Annotated in this window: 26 protein-coding genes; 12 read left to right on the top strand and 14 right to left on the bottom strand. The window is 66.4% G+C overall.

Annotation, left to right across the window (positions count from 1 at the left end; all coding sequences use genetic code 11):
• Positions 1 to 90: 90 nt before the first annotated feature.
• From AAFF27_23330 to AAFF27_23310, 5 genes are all read right to left on the bottom strand, one after another.
• Complete coding sequence (locus tag AAFF27_23330; protein ID XAH22892.1) at positions 91 to 1,764, bottom strand: ABC transporter substrate-binding protein; 1,674 nt, start codon at positions 1,762 to 1,764, stop codon at positions 91 to 93.
• A gap of 162 nt (positions 1,765 to 1,926) precedes the next feature.
• Positions 1,927 to 2,751, bottom strand: a complete 825-nt coding sequence (locus tag AAFF27_23325; GenBank protein ID XAH22891.1) for an IclR family transcriptional regulator — start codon at positions 2,749 to 2,751, stop codon at positions 1,927 to 1,929.
• Positions 2,752 to 2,960: 209 nt separating this feature from the next.
• Positions 2,961 to 3,659 carry a 4-carboxy-4-hydroxy-2-oxoadipate aldolase/oxaloacetate decarboxylase gene (locus AAFF27_23320; protein XAH22890.1) on the bottom strand — a complete coding sequence of 233 codons (699 nt, stop codon included), beginning with the start codon at positions 3,657 to 3,659 and terminating at the stop codon, positions 2,961 to 2,963.
• A gap of 1 nt (position 3,660) precedes the next feature.
• Positions 3,661 to 4,689 carry an amidohydrolase family protein gene (locus AAFF27_23315; GenBank protein XAH22889.1) on the bottom strand — a complete coding sequence of 343 codons (1,029 nt, stop codon included), beginning with the start codon at positions 4,687 to 4,689 and terminating at the stop codon, positions 3,661 to 3,663.
• Positions 4,686 to 5,438, bottom strand: coding sequence for a substrate-binding domain-containing protein (locus tag AAFF27_23310; GenBank protein XAH22888.1), 753 nt, complete (start codon positions 5,436 to 5,438; stop codon positions 4,686 to 4,688). The genes AAFF27_23315 and AAFF27_23310 overlap by 4 nt, the downstream gene beginning before the upstream one ends.
• Before the next feature lie 107 nt (positions 5,439 to 5,545).
• Here AAFF27_23310 and AAFF27_23305 point away from each other — a divergent pair, with 107 nt between their 5' ends.
• The 6 genes from AAFF27_23305 to AAFF27_23280 all read left to right on the top strand — a co-directional run bounded on the left by AAFF27_23305 (position 5,546) and on the right by AAFF27_23280 (position 9,869).
• Positions 5,546 to 6,475 carry a LysR substrate-binding domain-containing protein gene (locus AAFF27_23305; protein ID XAH22887.1) on the top strand — a complete coding sequence of 310 codons (930 nt, stop codon included), beginning with the start codon at positions 5,546 to 5,548 and terminating at the stop codon, positions 6,473 to 6,475.
• 81 nt (positions 6,476 to 6,556) lie between these two features.
• The gene (locus AAFF27_23300; protein XAH22886.1) at positions 6,557 to 7,540 is read left to right on the top strand and encodes a tripartite tricarboxylate transporter substrate binding protein; all 984 of its coding nucleotides are present in this window, start codon (positions 6,557 to 6,559) and stop codon (positions 7,538 to 7,540) included.
• Between the two features lie 441 nt (positions 7,541 to 7,981).
• Positions 7,982 to 8,290 carry a type II toxin-antitoxin system PemK/MazF family toxin gene (locus tag AAFF27_23295; GenBank protein XAH26307.1) on the top strand — a complete coding sequence of 103 codons (309 nt, stop codon included), beginning with the start codon at positions 7,982 to 7,984 and terminating at the stop codon, positions 8,288 to 8,290.
• Between the two features lie 298 nt (positions 8,291 to 8,588).
• Complete coding sequence (locus AAFF27_23290; GenBank protein XAH22885.1) at positions 8,589 to 9,005, top strand: type II toxin-antitoxin system VapC family toxin; 417 nt, start codon at positions 8,589 to 8,591, stop codon at positions 9,003 to 9,005.
• Positions 9,006 to 9,234: 229 nt separating this feature from the next.
• Complete coding sequence (locus AAFF27_23285) at positions 9,235 to 9,477, top strand: AbrB/MazE/SpoVT family DNA-binding domain-containing protein (GenBank protein XAH22884.1); 243 nt, start codon at positions 9,235 to 9,237, stop codon at positions 9,475 to 9,477.
• Positions 9,474 to 9,869 carry a type II toxin-antitoxin system VapC family toxin gene (locus tag AAFF27_23280; GenBank protein ID XAH22883.1) on the top strand — a complete coding sequence of 132 codons (396 nt, stop codon included), beginning with the start codon at positions 9,474 to 9,476 and terminating at the stop codon, positions 9,867 to 9,869. The genes AAFF27_23285 and AAFF27_23280 overlap by 4 nt, the downstream gene beginning before the upstream one ends.
• Before the next feature lie 106 nt (positions 9,870 to 9,975).
• Here the strand turns inward: AAFF27_23280 and AAFF27_23275 are convergent, their stop codons facing one another.
• From AAFF27_23275 to AAFF27_23260, 4 genes are read right to left on the bottom strand one after another with little or no spacing between them, the layout of a single operon-like run.
• Positions 9,976 to 10,890: a DUF1932 domain-containing protein gene (locus AAFF27_23275; GenBank protein ID XAH22882.1), complete on the bottom strand. Its 915-nt coding sequence runs from the start codon at positions 10,888 to 10,890 to the stop codon at positions 9,976 to 9,978.
• 23 nt (positions 10,891 to 10,913) lie between these two features.
• The gene (locus AAFF27_23270) at positions 10,914 to 11,966 is read right to left on the bottom strand and encodes a porin (GenBank protein ID XAH22881.1); all 1,053 of its coding nucleotides are present in this window, start codon (positions 11,964 to 11,966) and stop codon (positions 10,914 to 10,916) included.
• Between the two features lie 38 nt (positions 11,967 to 12,004).
• Positions 12,005 to 12,880: an amidohydrolase family protein gene (locus tag AAFF27_23265; GenBank protein ID XAH22880.1), complete on the bottom strand. Its 876-nt coding sequence runs from the start codon at positions 12,878 to 12,880 to the stop codon at positions 12,005 to 12,007.
• Positions 12,881 to 12,905: 25 nt separating this feature from the next.
• Positions 12,906 to 13,883 (bottom strand): tripartite tricarboxylate transporter substrate binding protein, encoded by a 978-nt coding sequence (locus AAFF27_23260; GenBank protein XAH22879.1) that lies wholly within the window; start codon positions 13,881 to 13,883, stop codon positions 12,906 to 12,908.
• 162 nt (positions 13,884 to 14,045) lie between these two features.
• On the opposite strand from AAFF27_23260, the gene AAFF27_23255 reads away from it, so the two are divergent.
• The 5 genes from AAFF27_23255 (at position 14,046) to AAFF27_23235 (ending at position 18,671) form a co-directional block, all read left to right on the top strand.
• Positions 14,046 to 15,020 carry a LysR substrate-binding domain-containing protein gene (locus AAFF27_23255; protein ID XAH22878.1) on the top strand — a complete coding sequence of 325 codons (975 nt, stop codon included), beginning with the start codon at positions 14,046 to 14,048 and terminating at the stop codon, positions 15,018 to 15,020.
• 325 nt (positions 15,021 to 15,345) lie between these two features.
• The gene (locus AAFF27_23250) at positions 15,346 to 16,245 is read left to right on the top strand and encodes an amino acid ABC transporter substrate-binding protein (protein ID XAH22877.1); all 900 of its coding nucleotides are present in this window, start codon (positions 15,346 to 15,348) and stop codon (positions 16,243 to 16,245) included.
• A 125-nt stretch (positions 16,246 to 16,370) separates the two neighbouring features.
• A complete protein-coding gene (locus tag AAFF27_23245) occupies positions 16,371 to 17,102 on the top strand; it encodes an amino acid ABC transporter permease (protein ID XAH22876.1) in 732 nt (243 codons plus the stop codon).
• Positions 17,102 to 17,767: an amino acid ABC transporter permease gene (locus AAFF27_23240; protein XAH22875.1), complete on the top strand. Its 666-nt coding sequence runs from the start codon at positions 17,102 to 17,104 to the stop codon at positions 17,765 to 17,767. The genes AAFF27_23245 and AAFF27_23240 overlap by 1 nt, the downstream gene beginning before the upstream one ends.
• A 166-nt stretch (positions 17,768 to 17,933) precedes the next feature.
• The gene (locus tag AAFF27_23235; GenBank protein XAH26306.1) at positions 17,934 to 18,671 is read left to right on the top strand and encodes an amino acid ABC transporter ATP-binding protein; all 738 of its coding nucleotides are present in this window, start codon (positions 17,934 to 17,936) and stop codon (positions 18,669 to 18,671) included.
• Between the two features lie 245 nt (positions 18,672 to 18,916).
• Here AAFF27_23235 and AAFF27_23230 read toward each other — a convergent pair whose 3' ends face one another.
• Both AAFF27_23230 and AAFF27_23225 read right to left on the bottom strand, forming a co-directional pair.
• The gene (locus AAFF27_23230; GenBank protein XAH22874.1) at positions 18,917 to 19,738 is read right to left on the bottom strand and encodes a dienelactone hydrolase family protein; all 822 of its coding nucleotides are present in this window, start codon (positions 19,736 to 19,738) and stop codon (positions 18,917 to 18,919) included.
• Positions 19,735 to 20,217 (bottom strand): tautomerase, encoded by a 483-nt coding sequence (locus tag AAFF27_23225; GenBank protein ID XAH22873.1) that lies wholly within the window; start codon positions 20,215 to 20,217, stop codon positions 19,735 to 19,737. Before AAFF27_23225 ends, AAFF27_23230 begins: the two co-directional genes overlap by 4 nt.
• Positions 20,218 to 20,298: 81 nt before the next feature.
• On the opposite strand from AAFF27_23225, the gene AAFF27_23220 reads away from it, so the two are divergent.
• A complete protein-coding gene (locus AAFF27_23220; protein ID XAH22872.1) occupies positions 20,299 to 21,264 on the top strand; it encodes a helix-turn-helix domain-containing protein in 966 nt (321 codons plus the stop codon).
• 46 nt (positions 21,265 to 21,310) lie between these two features.
• Here AAFF27_23220 and AAFF27_23215 read toward each other — a convergent pair whose 3' ends face one another.
• From AAFF27_23215 to AAFF27_23205, 3 genes are all read right to left on the bottom strand, one after another.
• Entirely contained in the window at positions 21,311 to 22,351 is a 1,041-nt protein-coding gene (locus tag AAFF27_23215) for a DctP family TRAP transporter solute-binding subunit (GenBank protein ID XAH22871.1), read from the bottom strand.
• Between the two features lie 145 nt (positions 22,352 to 22,496).
• A complete protein-coding gene (locus tag AAFF27_23210) occupies positions 22,497 to 23,798 on the bottom strand; it encodes a TRAP transporter large permease (GenBank protein XAH22870.1) in 1,302 nt (433 codons plus the stop codon).
• Positions 23,795 to 24,373: a TRAP transporter small permease gene (locus AAFF27_23205; protein XAH22869.1), complete on the bottom strand. Its 579-nt coding sequence runs from the start codon at positions 24,371 to 24,373 to the stop codon at positions 23,795 to 23,797. The genes AAFF27_23210 and AAFF27_23205 overlap by 4 nt, the downstream gene beginning before the upstream one ends.
• Positions 24,374 to 24,400 lie beyond the last annotated feature (27 nt).

Genomic DNA, 24,400 nt, shown 5'->3' with positions numbered 1-24,400 from the left:
CACCGTTTGATCAAGAACCGTTCGGGCTGAGCCTGTCGAAGCCTTGCTTGCGTGGGGCAAGCCCTTCGACAAGCTCAGGGCGAACGGGGTTTAGTTCATGTCCATCGTGGCCAGATCGATGAACCAGCTCTTCGGCTGCACCACGCCCTTGACCTTGGGCGACATCGCACGCGGCCCCACGTCATGCGCCACGAACAGGAAGGGCGCCTCGTCCACGATGTGCGCATGCAGGTTGGCCAGGGCCGTGTCGCGCTGCTTGTCGTCGAAGGTGGTGCGGGCTTTCTCCACCAGCGCGTCCATGGTCGGGTCGCTGTAGTAGCCCCAGTTGTTGGACACCGGCGGCTGTGCCTTGGTGCTGACGAAGCGCACCATGGCAAAGAACGGGTCCATGGTGGCGGCGCTGACGTTGGTGGCGTTGGCACCGTGCGCGCCCGGGTCCTTGGCGCCCAGGCGCCAGCTGGAGAACAGCGTGTTCCATTCGACCACGTCGAACTGCACGTCGAAGTAGCAGTCCTTCAGGCTTTGCTGGATGAACTCGTTCATGGGCAGCGGCTGCATCTGGCCCGAGCCCGAGGCAGAGGTCTGCACCTTCACCTTCACCGGCTTGGCGGCGGAGTAGCCGGCCTCTTGCATCAGCTTCTGGCCGGCGGGCACGTCGTACTTGATCTGGAACGTGGGGTTGCCGCGCCATGGGTCGCCGGGTTCGGCGATGCCGGTGGCCTCGGCCATCAGGCCGCCCAGCAGCTCTTTCATGGCGGTGCGGTTCACGCACAGGTTGGCGGCCTGGCGCACCTTCTTGTCCTTGAAGGGCGAATCCGGCAGCACCGAGAACTGCCAGGGCCACAGGTGCGGCTGCAGGTTGGAATAAAGCTTGAAGCCGCGCGCCTTGATGGCGTCGAGCGAATCCGGTGCGGGGGCCTCGATCCAGTCCACCTGGCCAGACATCAGGGCGGCGGTGCGCGCGCTGGCCTCGGGCAGGGGCAGCAGCACCACGCGGTCGATCTTGGGGCGGCGCTTGGCGTCCCAGTAGTCGGCGTTCTTGACCATCTCCAGGCGCTCGCGCGAGACGAACTTGCTCTGCTTGAACGGGCCGGTGCCCGATGAATCGGCGGCAAATGCGGTCCAGGCCTGCTTGCTGCGCTCGGCCTTGTCGGTGACCGAGGCCGGCACTGCGGCCAGCTTCTTGGCCCAGTGCGCGGGCGAGGCCATGAACAGGTTGGTGAGGTTGATCGGCAGGAAAGAATCCGGCTCGGAGGTGGTCAGCTCCACCGTCAGGTCGTCCACCTTGCGTGCGGTGCGCAGCGTGGGCATGCGCGATGCGGTGACGCCGATCTGCGCCGGGTCGAACTGCGGCGCTTCCTTGTCCAGTACCTTGCCCACGTTCCACACCACGGCGTCGGCGTTGAAGGGCGTGCCGTCATGGAACTTCACGCCCGGGCGCAGCTTGAAGATCCACTTGGTCTGGTCCTTGGCATCCACCGCCCAGGACACGGCCAGGTCGGGGATCACCACGCTGGGCTTGGTGGCGGACGACAGGTCCCATTGCGTCAGGCTGTCGTACATCGGGATGCCGGTGAAGCGGTTGCCCTCGTAGCCCTGGTCAGGCTGGCCCGAGGTGCGCGGGATGTCGCCCGCCGTCATGGCGATGCGCAGCACCTTCTCTTGTGCAAAAGCCCCGGTACAGCAGGCCAGGGACAGGGCCGCAATGCACGCCAGGCGGAAAGGGCGTGCGGCACGGGTCGGCGTCAGCGGGTTCAGGCTCATGGGGGCTCCGGTTCAAGGATGGTTGTGAACGTGGAAGCCTCCAAGCAATAGGCATGCCTAATATTTGTTGCTATCGCTAATCGATATATATGAGCTGATTAACGGTGGTTTAAGGGCCTGGAAGCCGCTGCGCCAGTGCCCAAACTGGTGCATTGCCCGCTCTCAGTGCGCGATGGATTCCGAAATCGCCCGCGCGCACTCGATCACCAGCGGCGCCAGCTTGCGGCGTGCTTCCTCCAGCGTCCAGCGGCTGCTGGGCGGCGACAGGTGGACGGCGCCTATGGCCTGGCCGCGGCTGTTCTGGATCGGCGCGCCCACGCCCATGTCGCCCAGAAACAGCTCCTCGCAGTTCACCGCGTAGCCAATCTGCCGGCACTCATCGATGCGCGCCAGGATGGCGTCTACGTCGGTCAGCGTGGCGGGCGTGCGCGGCGCGCGGGTGGAGGCCTCCAGCATCTCGCGCACCTGGGCGTCGGGCAGGCGGCTCAGGTAGGCGCGGCCGGAGCTGGTGCAGTACATGGGGATGCGCATGCCCACCGGCGTGAGCATGGGAATGAACTTGGAGGTGACCAGTTGCGACACATAGACCATCTCCAGCCCGACCGGCTCGGTCACGCTGGCCGTCTCGCCGCTGGCATTGGCCAGTTGCGACAGATAGGGGTGCGCGATGCGGATCAGCGGGTGCGCCGCCAGGTAGTTGAAGCCCAGCTCAATCACCTTGGGCAGCAGTTGAAAGCGCCGCGTCTGCGGGTGCTTGCCGATGTAGCCCAGCACCTGCAGCGTGTGCACCGTGCGCTGGGCCGAGCCCTTGCTCATGCCCGCCAGCTCGGCCAGCTCGCCCAGCGTCAGGGTGCGGTGCGCGGCGTCGAAGGCGCGCAGCACGGCCAGGCCTTTTTCCAGCGACTGGTTGAACAGCGGATCGGCCACCGGGGCCGGCGCCCGCGGCTTGCCGGCACGGGCGGCGGAGGAAGCGGACGAGGGCGTCATGGGCGGGCGGCGTTAAAGCGGATCAATGAAATCGATTATCGATTTTAGGGTGATCTGCCCCAAGCGCGCTGTCGCCTTGGTGTGCTGCGTTTTGGGGAGCTATTAAATAAATAGCTGGATGCCGTTGTTCTGCCTGCGTTTCAGCATTGTTTATGGCTGAAATGCAGGTGACACGCCGGCATGCCGCTATGTATTTTGATTTTCCCGCTTTATTCCGGGTCCACGTAGCGCAGCCCGGCCTTGGCCAGGGTGTCGCGCATGCCGTAGATGTCCAGGCCCAGTTCGCCCTTGAGGAAGCGGGCGCGGTTGCCGGCTTCCTTGGCTTCGCGCGCGGCGCAGGCGGCGGCGACTTCGGCGGCGAGGGCGCGGGGCACGACCACCACGCCGTCATCGTCGGCCGCGACCACGTCGCCCGGGTGCACCAGGGCGCCGGCGCAGACAATGGGCACGTTGACCGAGCCCAGCGTGGCCTTGACCGTGCCGCGTGCCGAGAAGGCGCGGGCAAAGGCCGGGAAGCCCATGGCGGTCAGCTCTTTCACGTCACGAATGCCGGCTTCGGTCACCAGGCCGACCGCGCCGCGCGAGCGCAGCGAGGTGGCCAGCAGCTCGCCGAACATGCCGTCGGTGCTCTCGGCGGTGCAGGCAACGACGACGACGTCGCCCTCGCGCACCTGCTCTACGGCCACGTGCAGCATCCAGTTGTCGCCGGGCTGGGCCAGCACAGTCACCGCCGTGCCGCACAGGTGCGCGCCGGCCCAGGCCGGCCGCAGCACCGGCCGCGCCAGACCGGTGCGGCCCATGGCTTCGTGGATGGTGGCCACGCCGTACTTGGCGAGTTCGGCCACGGCGGCGGCATCGGCGCGCGGCGGTTGGCGCACGACGGTGCCGAGGTTGTGCAAGGCGGCCATATCAGAGTCCCTTCGCTTTCAATGCGCGGTCCAGGCGCGGGAATACGCGGCGCGCATTGCCTTCGAACACCTTGTGCCGGCCCTCTGCCGACAGGGCCGGGACGGCGTCGACATAGCGGCGCGTGTCGTCGAAGTAGTAGCCGGTTTCCGGATCGATGCCGCGCACCGCGCCCACCACTTCGGAGGCGAACAGGATGTTGTCCTCGGGGATCACCTTCAGCAGCAGGTCTATGCCCGGCTGGTGGTACACGCAGGTGTCGAAGAAGATGTTGTTCAACAGGTGCTCCTTCAGCGGCGGCAGCTTCATGTCCTGCGCCAGGCCACGGAAGCGGCCCCAGTGGTAGGGCACCGCGCCGCCGCCGTGCGGAATGATGAACTTCAGCGTCGGGAAGTCCTTGAACAGGTTGGAGGTCAGGCACTGCATGAAGGCGGTGGTGTCCGCGTTCAGGTAGTGCGCGCCGGTGGTGTGAAAGCAGGCGTTGCAGCTGGTGCTGACGTGCACCATGGCCGGCACGTCCAGCTCCACCAGCTTCTCGTACAGCGGGTACCACCAGCGGTCCGACAGTGGCGGCTCCTTCCAGTGGCCGCCGGACGGGTCGGGGTTCAGGTTGCAGCCGACAAAGCCGAACTCGTTCACGCAGCGCTCCAGCTCTGCGATGCAGGTCTCGGGCCGCACGCCGGGCGACTGCGGCAGCATGCAGCCGCCAATGAAGTTGTCGGGGAACAGCTGCGCCACGCGGTGCACCTGCTCGTTGCAGATGGCGGCCCAGGTGGCGCTGGTTTGCGCGTCGCCGATGTGGTGGGCCATGAAGCTGGCGCGCGGCGAGAAGATGGTCAGGTCGGTGCCGCGCTCTTGCTGGATGCGGATCTGCGCGCCCAGCACGCTCTCGCGCAGCTCGTCGTCGCTGATCTTCAGCTCTGACGCCTTGGGGCCGGCGGCGGGGTTGCCCAGCGCGTCGATCTGGCGCTTGCGCCAGTCTTCAAGCGCCTTGGGCGCGGTGGTGTAGTGACCGTGGCAGTCGATGATCATGGGGCGGTGGGCCTTTCAGGTGAGAGGGCTGGCGCGCCGGGTGGCGCCATGCCTTGCGGGGTGAGGGCTTGCACGGCGGCAGGCGATTGCAGATAGGCGATGAAGGCCGCCGCCTGCTCTGGCGCCGGCGCTGCGGCGCAGATGCCGGCAGAAAAAATGGTGCTGATCCCGGCACCAGCCGGCATCTGCCCGAGCAGGCTGATGCCGGCGTGGTGAATGAGTTCGCTGCGCTGCTGGAAGCCCAGCGTGGCCGTGCCTTGCACCAGCAGCTCGCCCACCGGCACGCCCGGCGGCGCCTGCACCAGGCGCGGCTGCAGTTCTTCCAGCAGGCCCCATTGCTGCCATAGCGCCAGCAGCGCCTTGCCGCTGGGACCGGTCGAGTAGCCAATGGCGCGCGCCGCGCGCAGTGCCGCGATCAGTTCTGCCTGGCGGGCGATGGACGGGACCGGCGCGCCTTGCGCCACGGCGGCTGCTACGTCAGACAGGGCGATCGGTGCCTCGCTGCCGGCGCGCACATGGCCAGCTTGAGCCAACTGCGCCAGCGCATCCGATGCCAGCACGACCACGTCAAAGGGCTCGCCAGCGGCAACGCGCTTGGCCGCGTCCACGCCGCCGATGGATACCAGTTCCACCTCGACTCCCGAGGCGGCGTGGAATTGCCGCGCCAGCGCCACCAGCAGCAGCCGGGTCGCCATGGACGAAATGCAGCGCAGCCTGGTGCCAGCTACGGCGGGTATGTTTGTCTCCATCGCGTCCATTGTGCAAAAGCGGCCCGCAGGGCAACAGGCGCGCCTTTGACTAGCAGCTAGAGCAAATTCGCATATCCGGCGGCCTGCTATGTTTCTACACTGCGGCTATGGACCTGAAACAGCTCGAATACTTCATCCGCGTGGCAGAGCTGGGCAGCTTCACCCGTGCTTCCATTGCCATCGACATCGCCCAGCCGGCGCTCAGCCGCCAGGTGCGGCAACTGGAGGTGGAGCTGCGGCAGAACCTGCTGATCCGCAACGGCCGCGGCGTGGTGGTGACCGAGGCCGGCAAGCGCCTGTTGGAGCATGGCCGCGGCATCCTGCACCAGGTCGAGCGCGCGCGCGAAGACCTGGGCCGCATGCGCGGCGCGCTGGCCGGCCGCGTGGCAGTGGGCCTGCCGCCCAGCATCGCCAAGCTGCTGACGGTGCCGCTGACCCGCGCCTTCCGCCAGCGCCTGCCCGAGGCCACGCTGTCGATCACCGAGAACCTGTCCACCGCCATGCAGGAATCCCTGCTCACCGGCCGCCTGGACATTGCGCTGCTCTACAACCCGCAGCCCTCGTCCGACGTAGACAGCGTGGTGCTGCTGGAGGAAGACCTGTTCCTGGTCAGTGCCGCACACGGCGCGCCGCTGGAGCGCCAGCCGCTGTCGCTGCGCGAACTGGCCGAAGAGCCGCTGGTGATCCCGACCCGGCCCAACGCCATCCGCATGCAGGTAGAGGCCGAGCTGGCCAACATCGGCTGCCGCCCGCAGATCGCACTCGAGATCGACGGCGTGGCCGCCATCCTCGACCTGGTGGCCGACGGCGCCGGCAGCGCCGTGCTGTCGATGAACGCGGTGTCCACCGCCGCGCGGCCACAGGCCTATGCCACGCGCCCCATCATCAAGCCGCGCCTGCGCAGCCGGCTGGCGCTGGCGGTGAGCTCGCAGCGCCCGGCCACGCTGACGCAGCAGGCCATGCTGGAACTGATCCGCGAGCTGGCGCAGCAACTGCTGGGCGGCGGCGTGGATATCTCCTCTGCCAGAACGGCATAGCTGCTAGCGCCGTGCCTGGCTTGTGGGCCCGGCCGCTGGCCCCGATAGTCGGCTGATAAGTACGACTTCGGAGACAACACCATGGCCGGTATTCCACGGCGGCATTTCAATCTCGGTTTGGCCGGCAGCTTGCTGGCGGGCTCGGCACTGGCGGCGGCCCCGCGCGACTGGCCCACGCGGCCGATCCGCCTGGTCGTGCCCTTCACGCCCGGTGGCTCCACCGACATCCTGGCGCGCTCCATTGCCCAGAAGCTGACCGAGGCCTGGGGCCAGCCAGTCGTCATCGACAACGTGCCCGGCGCGGGCGGCTCCATCGGCGCCGACAAGGTCGCCAAGGCCACGCCCGACGGCTACACGCTGCTCATGGGCCACATCGGCACGCTGGCGGTCAACCCCTCGCTCTACCCGCGCCTGCCCTACGACCCGGTGCACAGCTTTGCGCCCGTGGCCTGGGTGGCGCGCGTGCCCAATGTGCTGGCGGTGCACCCCTCGGTGCCGGCACGCACGGTGAAAGAACTGGTGGCCTACGCCCGGGCCACGCCCGGCGGCCTCAACTACGGCTCGGGCGGCAACGGCAGCGCGGCCCACATCGCCATGGAGTACTTCAGGCTGCAGACCGGCGCGCCGCTCACCCACGTGCCCTACCGCGGCACCGCACCCGGCGTGACCGACCTGATCGCCGGCCAGATCCAGCTCATGTTCACCGGCGCGCCCGCCGTCATGCCGCCGGTCAAGGCCGGGCAACTGCGCGCGCTGGCCGTGTCCTCGCCGCACCGCATGAAGGCCTTCCCCGACCTGCCCACCGTGGCCGAAAGCGGCTGGCCAGGCTTCGAGGCCGACCAGTGGTACGGCGTCGTCGCCCCGGCCGGCACGCCGGCGGCCGTGGTGGCGCAGCTCAATGCGCAGATCAACCAGGCGCTGGGCACGCCCGCGCTGGCCGAGCGCTTCTCCGCCGAAGGCGCGGAGGCCACGCCGGCCAAGCCGGAGGTGTTTGGGCAACTGATCGTGCGGGAGATTGCGCGGTGGAAGCCGGTGCTGGCGGCGGGGAATGTCAGGGCTGAATAGGTTTTAGCGAAATATGCCTCTAGTCCAGGTGCTTCCTGGGCTATTAGCTATCTATTTGATAGTTGGTGTGTCTTGCTGGCGGCAGGAGCCGGGACTCGCCCTGCTAGGCAAAGAGAAGGCGTACCGGAGTCAGGGGCCCTTCGGGCTTCCCTGCGCTGCTTCTGTGATGTCGAATGCCGGCGTGCGACGCCCTTGCTGCCGATCTGCACTGTGCCGCAGCCGTAACCGCCATTGATCTGGTGAGTCGAACCACGGCAGCGACAAGGTGAATGGCCGCCGCTGACAGAGAGAGCCCCGAGCGTGAGAGCGCCGGGGCTTTTTCTTTGGGTGTCGCCTGCTTGTTGATTGATGGGTGCAATCGGGCGGGGCGGGGCAGGGCCATCTGGTGCGGGCGGCCGGTGACGCCAGCAAGGCGCTGCTGGAGAGCCAGGGCCTGGGTGAATCTGGCTGGTGAATCTTGACGCTAACGTGGGGAGCGAGATCAAGAAGTTCCGCCTGTGCGTGGTGGCGTCGCCGGCCGAGCTGAATGACCACCTTCGGACGGTGATCGTGGCGCCGATGACGCCGAAGGGCTTTGAGGCCCCGTTTCGGGTGCCGGTAACGCACGCTGGCACCAAGGGACTGATCGTGCTGGACCAACTCCGGGCGGTCGACAAGGTGCGCCTGGCCAGGAAGCTTGGAGCGGTGTCGGCCAAGACTTTGACAGCGACCCTGGTGACGCTGCAGGAGGTGTTTGCAAGCGTAGTCTGATATATGGTTTGCCATATGGCATAGGCCGCCATATACTGCGATACATGGCATCACGTCAAACCTCTATCCCAAGACCGACCGCCCGCGTCGGATGGAACAACCGTTCGCAGACGGTGACTATGCCGCTCGAATATCGGTTCCCCGAATCTGTGCGTGAGGTGTTCATCCGCCGAGAAGGTGAAAGCGTGGTCTTGACGCCGCGACCGACTGATTGGTCTGGTTTCTTTGCGTCATGCATGAAGGCCTCATCCGACTTCATGGCAGAAAGCGACCGTTTGCCGGTGCAGGAGCGCTCGTTTTGACGGCGCAACTCTTCATGCTCGATACCGATACCTGCATCTTCCTGATGCGAGGTGGGTCTGAGGCGCTGGCGGCAAAGGTGCAGTCGGTGCCGCTTCAGCAACAGGTAATGTCGGCAGTAACGTTTGCCGAGCTGGCATATGGCGTGCAGGCCTCTGCAGCCGCCAAGCGCAAACAGAACCAAGCTGTGCTCGACAGCTTGGCCTTGCACCTGGCAGTGTTGGACTGGCCTCAAGATGCAGCGAGACATTACGCCGAAATTCGCGCCGATCTCAAGAAGCGCGGCGCGCAGCTTGGCGCTGCTGATCTGATGATCGCGGCCCATGCACGGGCCATGGGCGCCATCGTGGTCACGAACAACGTGAAGGACTTCGGGCGCGTGAAGGGCCTGCAAGTCGAGAACTGGACCAAGTAGGAAAACAGCCGTGCGCCCTTGCGTGATACCGCGCTGCTGCTCACCCTCTATGGCACGGCCCTGGCTGTCCTGGCCGAAGACGGTGAACCCTGTTCGCTGACCCAAGCGGACGCGCCGCTTGGGCCTGTTAGCTCGACCGAGCGTCAAACGGATAACCTGATGGCGGGTTGCTTCGTGTCCGTTGACGCGCCAAACGCCTTACACTAAAGTAAGGAAAAAGGAATTTGCAATGGCGACTGCCACACTCAGCTCCAAAGGCCAGATCACAATCCCCGTCGATGTCCGTAACGACCTTAAGGTGGATACGGGTGATCGCGTTGAATTCGTCCAGATCGGGCCTGGACGGTATGAGTTCGTGGCCGCCACCCGGGAGGTCGCTGAACTGAAGGGCATGTTCGGGCCTGCAAAGAAGACCGTTTCGATTGAGGCCATGAACGCGGCCGTCGCACGGCGCGGAGCCGCAGCGCGGTGATCGGTCTCGACACGAATGTCCTCGTGCGCTACATCATGCAGGACGATCCTAAGCAGTCTGCGAAGGCGACCAAGCTGATTGAATCACTCGATGCTGACAAGCCCGGGTTCATCACCATCATCACGGTGGTTGAGTTGTATTGGATCCTGACTTCCAGCTACGAACTGGCCGGCGAGCAAGCCGCGCAAGCGCTTGAATCCATCATTCGCACCAAGCAACTTGTGGTGGAGCGAGCCGACGTCGTAATGCGTGCCCTACGGGTCTATAGCGCAGGGAAGGCGGATTTCTCTGATTGCCTGATTGAGCGTTCCGCATCCAGTGCTGGCTGCTCTCAAACGATGACTTTCGATGTCCGCGCCTCGAAGCACGCGGGCATGACCCTCGTCGCCTGAAGCGCATGAACCACGAACTGGCCAGCGCTTGACGGCGAACGGGGCCCATGGATAGCAAACAGCTAGTTGAGTACGCGATCGGCTTGTGCAGACCTTCCTTGGCTTTCTATTTGGTGGCGGACTGCTTGACCAACCGATCCGCATACTCCTGCCACGCCGCATCCTTGCCAATGCCAGCAAACACCCCTTCCCGCGCCAGCTTCGCCACGCCATCGTGCTTGTCGGCAATGGCCGCCGCCATCAGCGGCGCAAAGCCAGCCTCTTGCACGGTGCGGGCGGATTCGCGCATTTCTTCGGCGCGGCGCTTGCCGTGTTGCACCACGCGGCTGAAGAAGTAGGCGCCTTGCTGCGGCCAGTCGATGCTGGGGAAGGTCTCGGCCAGCGTCGGCAGCACCTGGTCTTCCACGCCGTAGTGGCGCGCGGTGCTGTAGCTCTCGATCACCAGCGCTTCCAGGCCCTTGATCATGATGCTGCGGCACATCTTGATGGCCGATGCCACGCCGATGCGCTCGGCCACCGCCGTGGCGTCCATGCCCCAGCCGCGCAGGCGCTCGGCCAGCGCCGCTGCCTGCGCGCCGCCCAGCAGCATGGGCACGCGGATGCCGTAGGGCGGCACCGAGGTCATGACGCCGGCTTCCACGTAATGGGCGCCGCGCGCATCGATGGCGGCGGCGGCTTCCTGCTTGGTGCCGGGCGAGGCCGAGTTCAAATCCAGGAACAGCGCGCCGGGGCGCATGAAGCGCGCGGCTTGCGCCGCTACTTCGAAGGTGTGCGACGCGGTGACGGCCGAGATCACCAGGTCGACCTGCGCCAGCGCCGCAGCGCTGTCAACGGGCTCCAGGCCGGCCGCGCGGGCGTGCGCGGCCTCGGCCTCGCGCGCTGCCTGGCCGGGCGCCAGGCGCAGGTCCCAGACCTGGATGCCGGCCACGCCGGGCTGGCCTTGCAGGCCGGCGGCGAAGATCTTGCCGACCTCGCCGTAGCCGATCACGCCGATGCGCAGGGAAGAGGGGAGTTGTGACATGCGTGAGTCTCTTGATCGTGGCTTCAGAACCGGTGCCGGATGCCGGCGCCCAGGCTGCCCGCGCCGGCGTAGCCGGTGAGCTGGTCGCGCAGGTAGATGGCGTAGATGTCGGTGCGCTTGGACAGGTTGTAGTCGTAGCCGGCGGCCCAGGTGGTGCGGTGCGTGTCGCCAGCGCCCTGCACCTCGCGCGTGGTGCGCGATGCAGAGGCCATGATGCGCCCCGCGCCCACCGGCACGGCTGCACCCAGCTGCAGCGTGTCGGCCGTGGTCTGGATGTCGGGCGTGCGGCTGCGCAGCAACTGGCCGTACAGCTGCACGGCCTTGAAGTCATACGAGGCGCCGACCAGTGCCGCGTTCTGCCGGCCGATGGCGGTGGTGAAGCCGGGCCCGGTCTTGGCCTGCTGGGCTGACACCACGGCCGCGAACGGGCCGCGCTCGTAGTTGACGGTGAGGTTCAGGTTGCGCACGCCGGCACGGTCCTGCACCTCGCCAAAGCCGTACACCAGGTTGGCGCGCAGGCCGGCCACGGTGGGCGACGAATACTGCAGCGTGTTGTCCCACACGCTGTCGCCCAGCACGCTGCGGTTGTAGGTGGGCTGCCAGGTCTGCAGCATCACGGGCGAGAACTGCAGCGAGCCGCCAAACGGGTTGAACGCGCCGGTCGCCAGGAACAGCGGGTTGGTCTGCCGGCCGGCCGCTACCTGGCCAAAGTCGCCGCCCAGGCCAACCCAGGAGTTCTTGGAGAAGAATGGGTCGGTGGCGTTGCGCCCGTACACGCCGGTGTCGGTCTGGAAGAAGCTCTCCAGCATGAACAGCGCTTTCAGCCCGCCACCCAGGTCCTCGCTGCCGCGCACGCCCCAGAAGGCGGTGTTCATGCCGCCGCTGTTGACGACGGTGGTGCGGCCGGTCTGGTCGCTGCGGCGCAGCGTGCCGGCGTAGGCGTCGATCAGGCCGTAGATCTGCACGCTGGAGCTGGGGGCGCTCTGCGCGAAGCTGGTGCTGGCAGCGCAAGCAGCGGCAAGCAAGGGAAGGGCGCGCAGGGCTGCGCGCGTCCGCTTCATGGGACGTGTTGGCATGGTGTCTCCGTGTTTTTTAGGGAAAGGAAAGAAAGTGCTCAGTCGTACCAGTACAGCCGCGTCGGGTTGTCCACCAGCAACTTGTGCAGCAGCGTGGCGTCTTCCGTGAACAGCGGCAGCAGGTCGACCAATTTGCCGTCGTCGGGCATCTCGCGCACGTTGGGGTGCGGCCAGTCGGTGCCCCACAGCACGCGGTCTGGTGCGGCCTCGATCAGGCGGCGGGCAAAGGGGGCGGCGTCGGCATAGGGCGCGCCCTGCGTCGACAAGGTGTGCGAGATGCGCTCCGCGCCGCTGACCTTGACCCAGGCGCGCTCGTCGCGCATCAGGTCCAGCAGCATGGCGAAAGGCTGTTGCTCCAGGCCGTGTTCGACCATGGTGCGGCCCATGTGGTCGATCACGAAGGGCACGGGCAGCGTGTCCAGGAAGGCGCGGTAGGTCAGCAGGTCTTCCGCGTCCAGGTGCAGCACCAGGTGCCAGCCCAGCGGCTGGATGCGCTCGGCCATGCGCAGCACGGTCGGCAGGTCGGGCGCGCCGCCCAGGTGCTGCACGAAGTTGAAGCGCACCGAGCGCACGCCGGCCTTGTGCAGCGCGCTCAGCTCGGCGTCGCTCACGCCGGCGCCCACCATGGCCACGCCGCGGTAGCTGTCGGGCGACTGCGCAATGGCGTCGAGCATGGCGCGGTTGTCATGGCCGTGCACGCTGGCCTGCACCAGCACCACGCGCTCTATGCCCAGCAACTGGTGCAGCGCGCGCAGCTTGGCGGCCGGCGCATCGGGCGGCGTGTAGCGGCGGTTGTCCGAATAGGGAAACTGCTCGCCCGGGCCGAACACGTGGCAGTGCGCGTCGCAGGCGCCTGCCGGTAGGCGCAAGGCCGGGCGGCTGGGGTTGGGATGGGGGGGCGAAATGCTCTTCATGGGCGTCAGGGCTTTGGGGTTCAGGTCATTGCTTGGGGATGCCGGCCTGCTGGATCACGGCAGACCAGCGCTTGATCTCGCTTGCCAGCAGGGCGGCCTGTTGCTCGGGTGTGCTGCCACGCGGCTCCACGCCCAGGTCCTGCAGGCGCTTCTTCACCTCGGGCGATGCCAGGGCGGCGTTGGCTTCCTTGTTGAGGCGTGCCAGCACATCCTTGGGCGTGCCGGCCGGCGCGGCCAGCGCGTTCCACGAGGCGACGTTGAATTTTGGCGCGCCGCTTTCGGCCACCGTGGGCACGTCGGGCAGGTTGGGGGAGCGTTTCTCGCCCATCACGGCCAGTACGCGCAGCGCCTTGCCGGTGACCTGCGACAGGACCGGCGCCAGAATCTCCACCGCCGCATCCACCTGGCCGCCGCGCAGCGCGGTGACCACGCCCGGCGTGCCGTTGAAGGGCACCACCTGCGCGTCGATACCGAGCGAATTCTTGAGCAGTTCGCCCGCCAGGAACTGGGTGCTGCCGGTATTGATGGTGCCGACGTTGAGCGTGCCTGGGTGCGCCTTGGCGTGGGCCACCAGGTCCTGCAGCGTCTTGAACCTGGAGTTCTCCGGCACCAGCACCGCGATGTCGAAATAGCCGAGCATGGATACCGGCGCGAAGTCCTTCACCGTGTCATAGGGCAGCGACTTGAACAGGCCCACGCTGACGGCCGTGCCGTTGGACATCAGCAGCAGCGTGTGCCCGTCCGGCGGTGCCTTGGCGACCGTGTCCGAGGCCACCACGCCGCCGGCGCCGGGCTTGTTGTCCACCACGATGCTCTGGCCCATGGATTCGGACATCTTCTGCGCCACGCTGCGCGCGGTCAGGTCGGCCACGCCGCCCGGCCCGAAGGGCACGACCAGGCGGATCGGGCGCGAGGACAGCGGCTGTGCCTGCGCGGGCGCGCCGGCAAGGGTGGCCAGGGCCACCAGCAATGCGGCGGCGAAGGTTCGGCGGGGGGAATGCATAAGTCTCCTTGGAATCCTGGGAAATGGAACGCGGGCGGCTGTCCCGCCGCTGCCGCGACTATTCCGCGCGGGCCGCCCCTGCACAACCGGCTGTTTGCACTGGGAGATATATCAATGCGGCATGGCCGGCCAGGGCCCCGCGAAAATTCCATAATGCGGGCCATGGAAACCAAGTGGCTCGAGGACTTTGTCAGCCTCGCGGAAACGCGCAGCTTCAGCCGATCGGCACAGCTGCGCCATGTGACGCAGCCGGCGTTTTCGCGCCGCATCCAGGCGCTGGAGGGCTGGGCCGGCACCGATCTGGTGGACCGAACCTCGTATCCCACGCGCCTGACCGCCGCCGGCGAGACGCTCTACGCCCAGTCGCTGGAGATGCTGCAGGCCTTGCAGAGCACGCGCGCCATGCTGCGTGGCCACACCGCAGCCGGCAAGGACGTGATCCAGTTCGCCGTGCCGCACACGCTGGCCTTCACCTTCTTCCCCACTTGGGTGTCGGGCCTGCGCGAGCGCTTCGGCCCCATGCGCAGCCGCCTGATCGCGCTCAACGTGCACGACGCCGTGCTGCGGCTGATGGAGGGCAACTGCGATCTGCTGATCGCCTACCACCACAGCACCCAGCCGATCCAGCTCGATGCCGACCGCTACGAGATGGTGGTGCTGGGCGAGGAAACCGTGGCCCCGTTCTCGCGTCCCGACGCCGACGGCCGGCCCATGTTCGAGCTGCCCGGCCGCAGCAGCCAGCCCTTGCCCTACCTGGCCTACGCGCCCGGCGCCTACCTGGGCCGCGTGGTCGAAACATTGCTGAAAGAGGCCGGCACGCCCATCCACCTGGACCGCGTCTATGAGACCGACATGGCCGAAGGCCTGAAGGCCATGGCGCTGGAAGGCCACGGCCTGGCGTTCTTGCCGCACAGCGCGGTACGGCGCGAGCTGCGCAGCCGCCGCCTGGTCAGTGCGCTGCCGGCCGAGCAAACCGGCCTGCAGATGACCATGGAAATCCGCGCCTACCGCGAAAAGCCGGCTGCCCCGCGCGAAGGCGTGACGGGTCGCGGCCGCGCGGCCGTGGCGCGCCGGCCAGCCGATGCGCTCTGGGCCTTTCTGCAGAACCCGTCCACCGTGCGCAGCGCCGGCAAATAGGCGGCTGCGTGGTGTGCCGGCCCGGCATTAGGGTTTGTCATTAGTCCATGTTTTTTTTGCATGAAGCGGAGAGCAACTGGCATTGGTCAGCCTCCGCCGCCAGCCGTACAGTTCGCAACACCTGCCGTTCGCCAGCTTGGGCACGGAGCTTGCAACCGTATGTTTCCGACGGAGATGCTACGGGTCTGCCGATGCACCGGAATGATGCCCATGCGCAATCTCTTTGCACCAACTTGGCGTGCCCTGGGTGTTACCCGCGCGCAGCAGGCCTGGATTCCGTTCTAGACTCTCCCTTACTTTCATCCTCGCTTACTAGGAGATTTGCATGAAGAAACAACTGTTGGCCCTCGCGGTCGCGGCCCTGGCTGCTGGCGGCGCGTTCGCCCAGAACACCGACACCCTCGCCAAGATCAAGGCTTCGGGCGTCATCACCGAAGGCGTGCGGGAATCTTCGGGTCTCTCCTACACCCTGGGCGACGGCAAGTACACCGGCTTCCACTACGACGTCTGCGCCAACATCATCAAGGACCTGGAAAAGTCCCTGGGCAAGAAGCTCGAGACCAAGTACCAGCCCGTGACCTCGCAAAACCGCATCCCGCTGGTGCAAAACGGCACGGTGGATCTGGAGTGCGGCTCCACCACCAACAACACGGCGCGCGCCAAGGACGTGTCCTTCGCCTACACCACCTATGTGGAAGAAGTGCGCATCCTGGTCAAGGCCAACTCCGGCATCGCCGGCATCAAGGACCTGAACGGCAAGACCATCGCCACCACCACGGGTACCACCTCGGTGCAGACCCTGCGCAAGAACAAGCGCGCCGATGGCCTGACCTTCAAGGAAGTGTTTGGCAAGGACCACTCCGACAGCTTCCTGCTGCTCGAGTCCGGCCGCGCCGACGCCTTCGTGATGGACGGCTCGATCCTTGCATCCAATGCAGCCAAGTCCAAGGCTCCCAGCGACTACAAGATCGTCGGTGAAGTGCTTTCCGTCGAACCCATTGCGATCATGATCCGCAAGGACGACCCCGCCTTCAAGAAGGCCGTGGACGACAGCATCGTGGCCCAGATCAAGTCGGGCGAGATGGCCAAGCTCTATGACAAGTGGTTCATGCAGCCGATTCCTCCGAGCAATGTCAAGGTCGGCCTGCCGCTGTCTGCCGCGACCAAGGATGCATGGGAGCATCCGAACGACAAACCTATGGAAGAATACGCAGCCAAAGAGTAAGCGCTAACCATGCGCTGATCGACGCCCACCTGCAAGGTGGGCGTTTTTTGTTGTCCACACCGGGCGGCAAGGACAGGCCGGAGAGACGGCCAGTGAGTCGTGCAACAGTTTGAGAAGGAATCCCTATGGGATCGAATTGGGATTGGCAGATGTTTCTGCAGGACCCAGGGGGCGAGTACCCGACCTACTGGCAATGGATGATGTCCGCATGGGGCTGGACGGTGTCGGTGTCGGTGTTGGCGCTGATCGTGGCCCTGGTGTTGGGTTTTGTCATCGGGACGCTGCGCACGCTCCCCGATAGCCCGGTCTGGGCGCGCCTGGGCAATGCCTGGGTGGAGTTGTTTCGCAATATTCCATTGCTGGTGCAGATCTTCCTCTGGTACCACGTGGTGCCGGCCTTGATTCCGCCGCTGCGCGGTGTGCCGAGCTTTGTGCTGGTGGTGCTGGCGCTGGGCTTCTTTACCTCGGCGCGGATCGCCGAGCAGGTGCGCTCGGGCATCCAGGCCCTGCCGCGCGGCCAGCGCTATGCGGGCATGGCCATGGGCTTCACCACCTTCCAGTACTACCGCTACGTGCTGCTGCCGATGGCTTTTCGCATCATCGTGCCGCCGCTCACCAGCGAGACGATGAACATCTTCAAGAATTCCTCCGTGGCCTTTGCCGTGTCGGTGTCTGAGCTGACCATGTTCGCGATGCAGGTGCAGGAAGAAACCTCGCGCGGCATCGAGGTCTACCTGGCCGTGACGGCGCTCTACATCGTGTCGGCCTTTGCGATCAACCGCATCATGGCGTTCATCGAGAAGCGCCTGCGCATCCCTGGCTTTGCCTTGCCTGGCCGCGCCGGAGGGGGCCACTGATGAATCTCGATTTCTCTTTCATGAATTGGGAGCTGATCCGTGCCTTCGTCCTGAAGGGCTTCTGGTTCAGCATCACCCTGACCATCGTCGCCACGGCTGGCGGCATTCTGCTGGGCACGCTGCTGGCGCTGATGCGCCTGTCGGGCAAGAAGGTGCTGGAAGTGCCGGCCGTGATCTACGTCAACGGCATGCGCAGCATCCCGCTGGTGATGGTGATCCTCTGGTTCTTCCTGCTGGTGCCCTTTTTGATCGGGCGGCCCATCGGCGCGGAAATCTCGGCCTATGTCACCTTCATCGCGTTTGAGGCGGCCTACTTCAGCGAGATCATGCGCGCCGGTATCCAGTCGATCCCGCGCGGCCAGGTCCACGCCGGCCAGGCCGTGGGCATGACCTACGGCCAGAACATGCGCCTGGTGGTGCTGCCGCAGGCCTTCCGCAACATGCTGCCGGTGCTGCTGACGCAGACCATCATCCTGTTCCAGGACACGTCGCTGGTGTATGCCATCGGCGCCTACGACATGCTCAAGGGCTTCGAGACTGCGGGCAAGAACTACGGTCGTCCGATCGAGTCTTACCTAGTCGCAGCGGTCGCCTACTTCGTGATCTGTTTTGCCTTGTCCTGGGCGGTCAAGCGCCTGCACAAGAGAATCGCCATCATCCGCTAACCCCCAGGCTTCGCGCACTTCGTGTCGCTTCGCCAACCCCCTTGCAGGGGGCAATACCAGCGGCCCGGCAAAGCCGGTTCCGCGGTATTTCTGGCATAGACCTCGCTTCATGCGTAGTGAATGTGCCAAGCGCAGTAACTGACAGGAGAAAGAAATGTCCGAAAAAATGATCGAAATCAAGAACGTCTCCAAGTGGTACGGCCCGGTGCAGGTGCTCAACGACTGCTCGGTCGGTATCAACAAGGGCGACGTGGTGGTGGTGTGCGGCCCGTCCGGGTCGGGCAAGTCGACGCTGATCAAGACCGTCAACGCGCTCGAACCCTTCCAGAAGGGCGAGATCACGGTCAACGGCATTCCGCTGCATGACCCCAAGACCAACCTGCCCAAGCTGCGCTCCAGGGTCGGCATGGTGTTCCAGCATTTCGAGCTGTTCCCGCACCTGTCGGTGACCGAGAACCTCACGATTGCGCAAATCAAGGTGCTGGGCCGCAGCGCGGACGAAGCCAAGACCCGCGGCCTGAAGATGCTCGACCGCGTGGGCCTGATGGCGCACAAGGACAAGTTCCCGGGCCAACTCTCTGGCGGCCAGCAGCAGCGTGTGGCGATTGCCCGCGCGCTGTCGATGGACCCGATCGTGATGCTGTTCGACGAACCCACTTCGGCACTCGACCCCGAGATGGTCGGCGAAGTGCTCGACGTGATGGTGAGCCTGGCCAAGGAAGGCATGACCATGATGGTGGTCACCCACGAAATGGGCTTTGCGCGCAAGGTGGCCAACCGCGTGATCTTCATCGACGTTGGCGGCCGCATCCTGGAAGACTGCTCCAAGGACGACTTCTTCGGCAACCCTGATGCGCGCCAGCCGCGTACCAAGGATTTCCTCAACAAGATCCTGGCGCACTAGGTTCACCCCCAGGCTACGCGCTTCGCGTCTTCGCCTTCCCCCTTCCGGGGGCACATCCAGCGGCCCGGCAGAGCCGGTTCCGCGGATGTCTGCGCATAGGCTGTGCGGGTTTTGGGGTGTGGCGGATTTTGGTGAAATAGGCCTCTAGCCCTTGTGTAGCCTGGGCTTTTGGCTATTTAATTTGTAGCATCGGTCGATCATATGAAAAGCCCCGCGGCTTGCGCCGCGGGGCTTTTTTGCATGGCTCAGCGGCTGAGCCGCTGGGCGAAGAAGGCCAGGATTTCGTCGCGTGCGGCCAGGGTGGGCTGGCCGGCCTGGTCGATCAGGTGGGCGGTGACCACGCTGTGCGGGCTGGCCACCACCTGGGCGAAGAAGGGGGGCGTGTCGGGGTTGGCTGCGCTGTCGGGGAGTACGCGTGCCACGAAGCGCTTGCCCAAAGCCTTGGTGAAGGCCGCGAAGCGCTGCGCCCTGCAGTGCTTGTCGCCCTCGAAGCGGTAGGCCATGACCGTCAGGTCCTCGCGCTCCAGCCGTTCACGGACGGCGGCCAGCTCCTCGGGCGCCATGTTCGTGGCGGCGGGGTTGTCCACGGGCAGCGAGGGCTGGCACACCACCGGTGCCAGCAGCGCGGGCTCGAGCATCATGGAGAGCGCGAAGTTGCCGGTGAAGCACATGCCGATCGCGCCCACGCCCGGGCCGCCGCACTCGGCATGTGCCAGGCGTGCCAGCGCGCGCAGCCATTGCGTGACCGGGCTTGATTCGTTGGCGGCGAAGGCGCGGAACTCGGCGCTGACGCAGGCGCGCCGGAATACGGCCACGCCTTCTTCCGCGCCGGGTACGGCGCCGTCGCGGCCGAACAGCGAGGGCATGTAGACGGTGAAGCCGGCGTCGCGCACCCAGCGTGCGAAGCGCGCCACGTGCGGGCTGATGCCGGGCATCTCGGTCATCACGATGACCGCTGGGCCGTGGCCGGCGACGTAGACCTTCTTCTCGATGCCGTCCAGGTTGATCTGGCGCGGCGTGAAATCGTCCAGCGGATCGTCTTCGGTCAGGGCGCGGGTCGTCGTCATGGCTGTCTTCCGGTTATTGAAGAGAAAGGGTGCGCCAGGTGCTGCAGGTGGGCATAGCCCGCGCTGCGGGCGAAGTCGGGCAGCGTCCAGATCTCACCGCCCACGCCCCATGCGCCGTCGGGTACTTCGTCGAGCACCACCGATGTCATGAGGCGCCGCCGGTCGTCGGCCGGCATGGCTTGCGCGAAGGCGGCGTGCATGCGCGCGGCATAGAGGCTGCGCGACGCGCCGTCGAGCACGCCGGCCGGCAGCAGCACCCGCGCCATGCAGGGCAGGTATTGCGCGGTGGCGTCGACACCGCCGCAGGTCCAGCCGCCGGTCGCGATTTCGTCGACGAGCACCCAGCACATGAAGCGCGCGCGGGGCTCGTCCGGCATCTGCTCCACGGCCGCAGCCGCTTCATTGATTGTGCGCACCAGCGTGGCGCGGCTCTCGCCGGGAAAGGCGCCGTGGGGAATCTTCACAAGGATGTTGGGCATGCTTGTATTGGGCCCTTCGTGCCACCAGAATGGCAGTGTCAAATTTGACTGTTTAGAGGCTTAATCAGACAGCTACCAAGAATGCACGACTTCACTATCCTGGTGCTGCCCGGCGCCTTCAACTCCAGCATGGCGGTCACGCTCGACATCCTCGGCACCGCGCAGGCGCTGGCGGCACGGGCCGGCGTGGCGCCGCCGCGCTGGCGGCTGTGCTCGGTGCAGGGCGGCCCGGTGCCGCTGCAGGCCGGCATGACCATCGACACGACACGCATGCCCGCACGACCGCGCGGCGACCGTTCGATATGGGTGGTGCCGGGGCTGGGGCTCAACACGCCGGGCGAGATCCGCCGTTGCCTTGAGAGCGACGCGGCGGCTGCGGCGGTCGCGGGTCTGGTGCGGCATGCGAAGGGTGGCGGGCAGGTCGCGGCCTCGTGCTCGGCGGTGTTTCTGCTGAACGCCGCCGGACTGCTTCAGGGGCGACGCGCCACCACCTCGTGGTGGTATGCGCCGCTGCTCAAGACGATGGCGCCCGGCTGCACGGTGGATGCCGACCGCATGGTGTGCGCCGATGGGGCGGTGGTCACGGCCGGTGCTGCCTTTGCACAGACCGACCTGATGCTGCACCTGCTGCGCGAGCGCTGCGGCAGCGCGCTCAGCGACCTGGTGTCACGCATGCTGCTGATGGATGCGCGCCAGGCGCAGGCGCCGTTCATCGTGCCGGAGGTACTGGCCAGCGGCAGCGAGCTGGTGGCGCGGCTCGCGGCACGGATCGAGGCGGCGCTGCCGCAGGCGCTTTCGGTCAGTGGGCTGGCACGCGAGTTCTGCATGTCCGAGCGCACGCTGTCACGCCACGTGCAGAAGGCCACCGGCAAGAGTCCCCAGGCCTTGCTGCAGAGCGTGCGGCTGCGACGCGCGCGTGCGCTGCTGGAGTCCAGCCGCATGACGGTCGAGCAGGTGGCCGGGGCCGTGGGCTACCAGGACGCCACGGCGCTGCGGCGCATGATGAAGAGGCTGGCAGGCGCCAACCCCAGCCGCTACCGCGTTTGATGCGGCCCTGCTTTCAGCCGGCCAGGTGCCGGCTGAACCGCGGCGCTTACTTCTGGCGTGCCGCGATCGCCTTCTCGGCGCGCGTCACCAGCTCGGTGCCGACGGCGGATTTCCACTTGTCGTAGACCGGGCGGGTGGCCTTGGCAAAGGCTGCGTGCTGCTCTGGCGTCAGCTGGGTCACGGTCACGCCCAGAGCGGACAGTTCCTGCACAAAGGGCTTGTCGGCCTCCACCAGGCCCTTGCGGGCGATGGCGATCTCTTGCTGGCCGGCGTCGAAGGCGGCCTGCTTGACGATCTCGCGGTCGGCTGGCGTCCAGCTGTTCCAGATCTCCTTGTTGGCGACGAAGATCAGCGGGTCGGCGACGTAGCCCCAGAGCGTGAGGTGCTTCTGGCCCACGGTCTGCAGCTTGGCCGCGGTGTAGACCGCCAGCGGGTTCTCCTGGCCGTCTACCGCGCCACTGGCCAGCGCGGGCTGGGCATCGGCCCAGCTCATCTGCGTCGGGTTGGCGCCGAGCGTGCTCATGGTCTCCAGCACCAGCGGCGAGCCGACCACGCGGATCTTCAGGCCCTTCATGTCCTTGGGCGACTGGATCGCGTGCTTGGAGTTGCTGATCTCGCGAAAGCCGTTCTCGCCCCAGGCCAGCGGCACGGCACCGGCCTTCTCGATCTCGGCAAAGATGTCCTTGCCGACCTCGCCCTGCGTGAGTGCGTCGATGGCGGCAAAGTCCGGCATCAGGAAGGGCAGCGAGAACAGGTTGAGCTGCTTGACCTGCGGCGACCAGTTGAGCGTGGAGCCCACGGCTAGATCGATCACACCCTGGCGCAGCGCAGTGAACTCGCGCGTCTGGTCGCCCTGCACCAGTGATGTGCCGGGATAGAGCTTGATGTTGATGCGGCCCTGGGTGCGCTCCTTCACCAGGTTGGCCCAGATCTCGCCGCCCTTGCCCCAGGGGTATGCGGGGCCCAGCACCAGCGACATCTTGTACTCGGCCCGGTAGTTGGGCGGGACCTGCGCCGTGGCGCCGAGCGAGAGAGCGAGGCCGGTCGCGGCCAGCGCCAGACCGAGGATGGAACGGCGGAACTTCATGGGGCTAACTCCTCTTTGAAAAGCGGGGATGACACAGGACGAAGCGAATAGAAATGCATGCGGCCGCCGCCGGGCCGCGCCTCCCCTCGGGGGTGGCGAACTACACGCAGCGAAGCCAGTGAGAAGCCGGGGGCTCATGGATAACTCACAGATAGCCTAGGCGGCGAGGCAGCCACAGCGCCAACTCTGGCCAGGCAATGACGGCGACCATCACCAGGAACATGGCGAACAGCATCCAGCCGACCCAGCGCACGGTTTCTTCCATACGCACCTTGGCGATGCGGCAGGACACCATCAGGTTCACCGCCAGCGGCGGGGTGAATTGGCCCAGCGCCACCTTGAGCGTGAGGATCACGCCGAACCAGACCGGATCCCACTTGTAGTGCTGCACGATGGGCCAGAGCAGGGGCACGAAGATCAGGAAGATCGAGACACCATCGAGGAACATGCCGACCGTGATCAGCATCAGGATCAAGAGCGCCAGCACGCCGTACTCGCCCAGGCCCGAGTTGACGATGGCGCGGGTGATCGGGTCGATCACGCCCAGCGTGGAGAGCGAATAGGCAAAGATGCCTGCCAGCGACACCACCAGCAGGATTACCGCCGACAGCTCGCCCGACTCGCGCAGGATCACGAACAGGTCGCGGACCTTGATCGTGCGGTGTATGCACATGCCCACGAACAGGCCGTAGAACACTGCTACCACGGCGGCCTCGGTGGGAGTGAACCAGCCAGCGCGCATGCCGCCCAGGATCAGCACCGGTGCGGCCAGGCCCCAGACCGCTTCGCGCAGGCTCTTCCAGAAGGCCGGGCGGGGCAGGGTGGATTCGAGCGCGCCCATCTTGTGTTTGCGCGCCAGCCACACGGCCGGCACGATCAGCGCGATGCCGGCCAGGATGCCGGGGATCATGCCGGCGGCAAACAGCGCCGGCACGGAGGCGCCCGGCACCAGCACCGAGTAGACGATGAAGGCCACCGAGGGCGGGATCAGGATGTCGGTGGCGGCTGCTGCGCCGACCACGCTGGCCGAGAACGCCGCCGGGTAGCCGGCGCGCGACATGGCCGCGATCATCACGCCGCCCACCGCCGCCGCGTTGGCCGGCCCCGAGCCCGAGATGCCGCCCAGGAACATCGCCACCACGATGGCCACCAGCGGCAGCATGCCCGAGCCGCGGCCGACGATGGCGATGGCGAAATTCACCAGCCGCAGCGCCACGCCGGAGCGGTCGAAGATGGAGCCCACCAGCACAAACATGGGGATGGCCAGCAGCGGGTACTTGCCCAGGCCGGCATAGAAGTTTTGCGGCACAGCCAGCAGGCCATACCACTGCGTATCGAGGTTGGCCAGCGCAATGGCCGCGGCGCCGGCCAGGCCCAGCGCTGCGCCGATCGGCACGCCGACCAACATCATCAGGATGAAAAGCGTAAACAGCAGCGTCGCGATCATGCGGCGCCCCCGCCGCCTTGTTTGCCTTCGTCGACGCGGCCTTGCCGGCGGCGCCGGATGAACAGGCCCAACGCCCGCAGCGCGATGCCCAGCGATATGACGGGCAGCCAGATCGAGTACCACCACTGCGGCACACCGATGCCGGGGGAGGTCTCGCCGTAGCGGTAGTCGTCCCAGACCACGCGCACGCTCAGCGCGGCGATCAGCAGGAACAGCAGGGCCACCATCAGCGCGCCGAACTGCGCCAGGCGCGTGCGCCGCTTCATCGAGCCGCCCTCGGCGAAGTACTCGATGCGGATGTGGCGGTCACGCGCCACCGCGGCCGAGCCGCCGATGAGTGCCAGCACGATCATGAGGAATACCGAGAACTCTTCCGTCCAGGCAAAGGAGCTGTTGGTGAAGTAGCGCACCAGCACGTTGGCGAAGGTGATCAGCGCCAGCACCGCCATGACGATGACGGTGAGCCAGTCTTCTATCGCCAGCGGCACGCGGGTGGGTTCGTCGGTTTCTGGGGTGGGATCGGGGGCCGGGCTGGCGGCATCCAGCAGCGGGCCGGATTCGGGGGGCGAAGACATGGCGTAGAGGCTGGAAGCTGGGGGACG

This window comes from Xylophilus sp. GW821-FHT01B05 (assembly GCA_038961845.1).
GTDB lineage: Bacteria > Pseudomonadota > Gammaproteobacteria > Burkholderiales > Burkholderiaceae_C > Xylophilus.
Note: the sequence above shows the minus strand (reverse complement) of the source record. Positions and strands in the feature narration are given on the sequence as shown.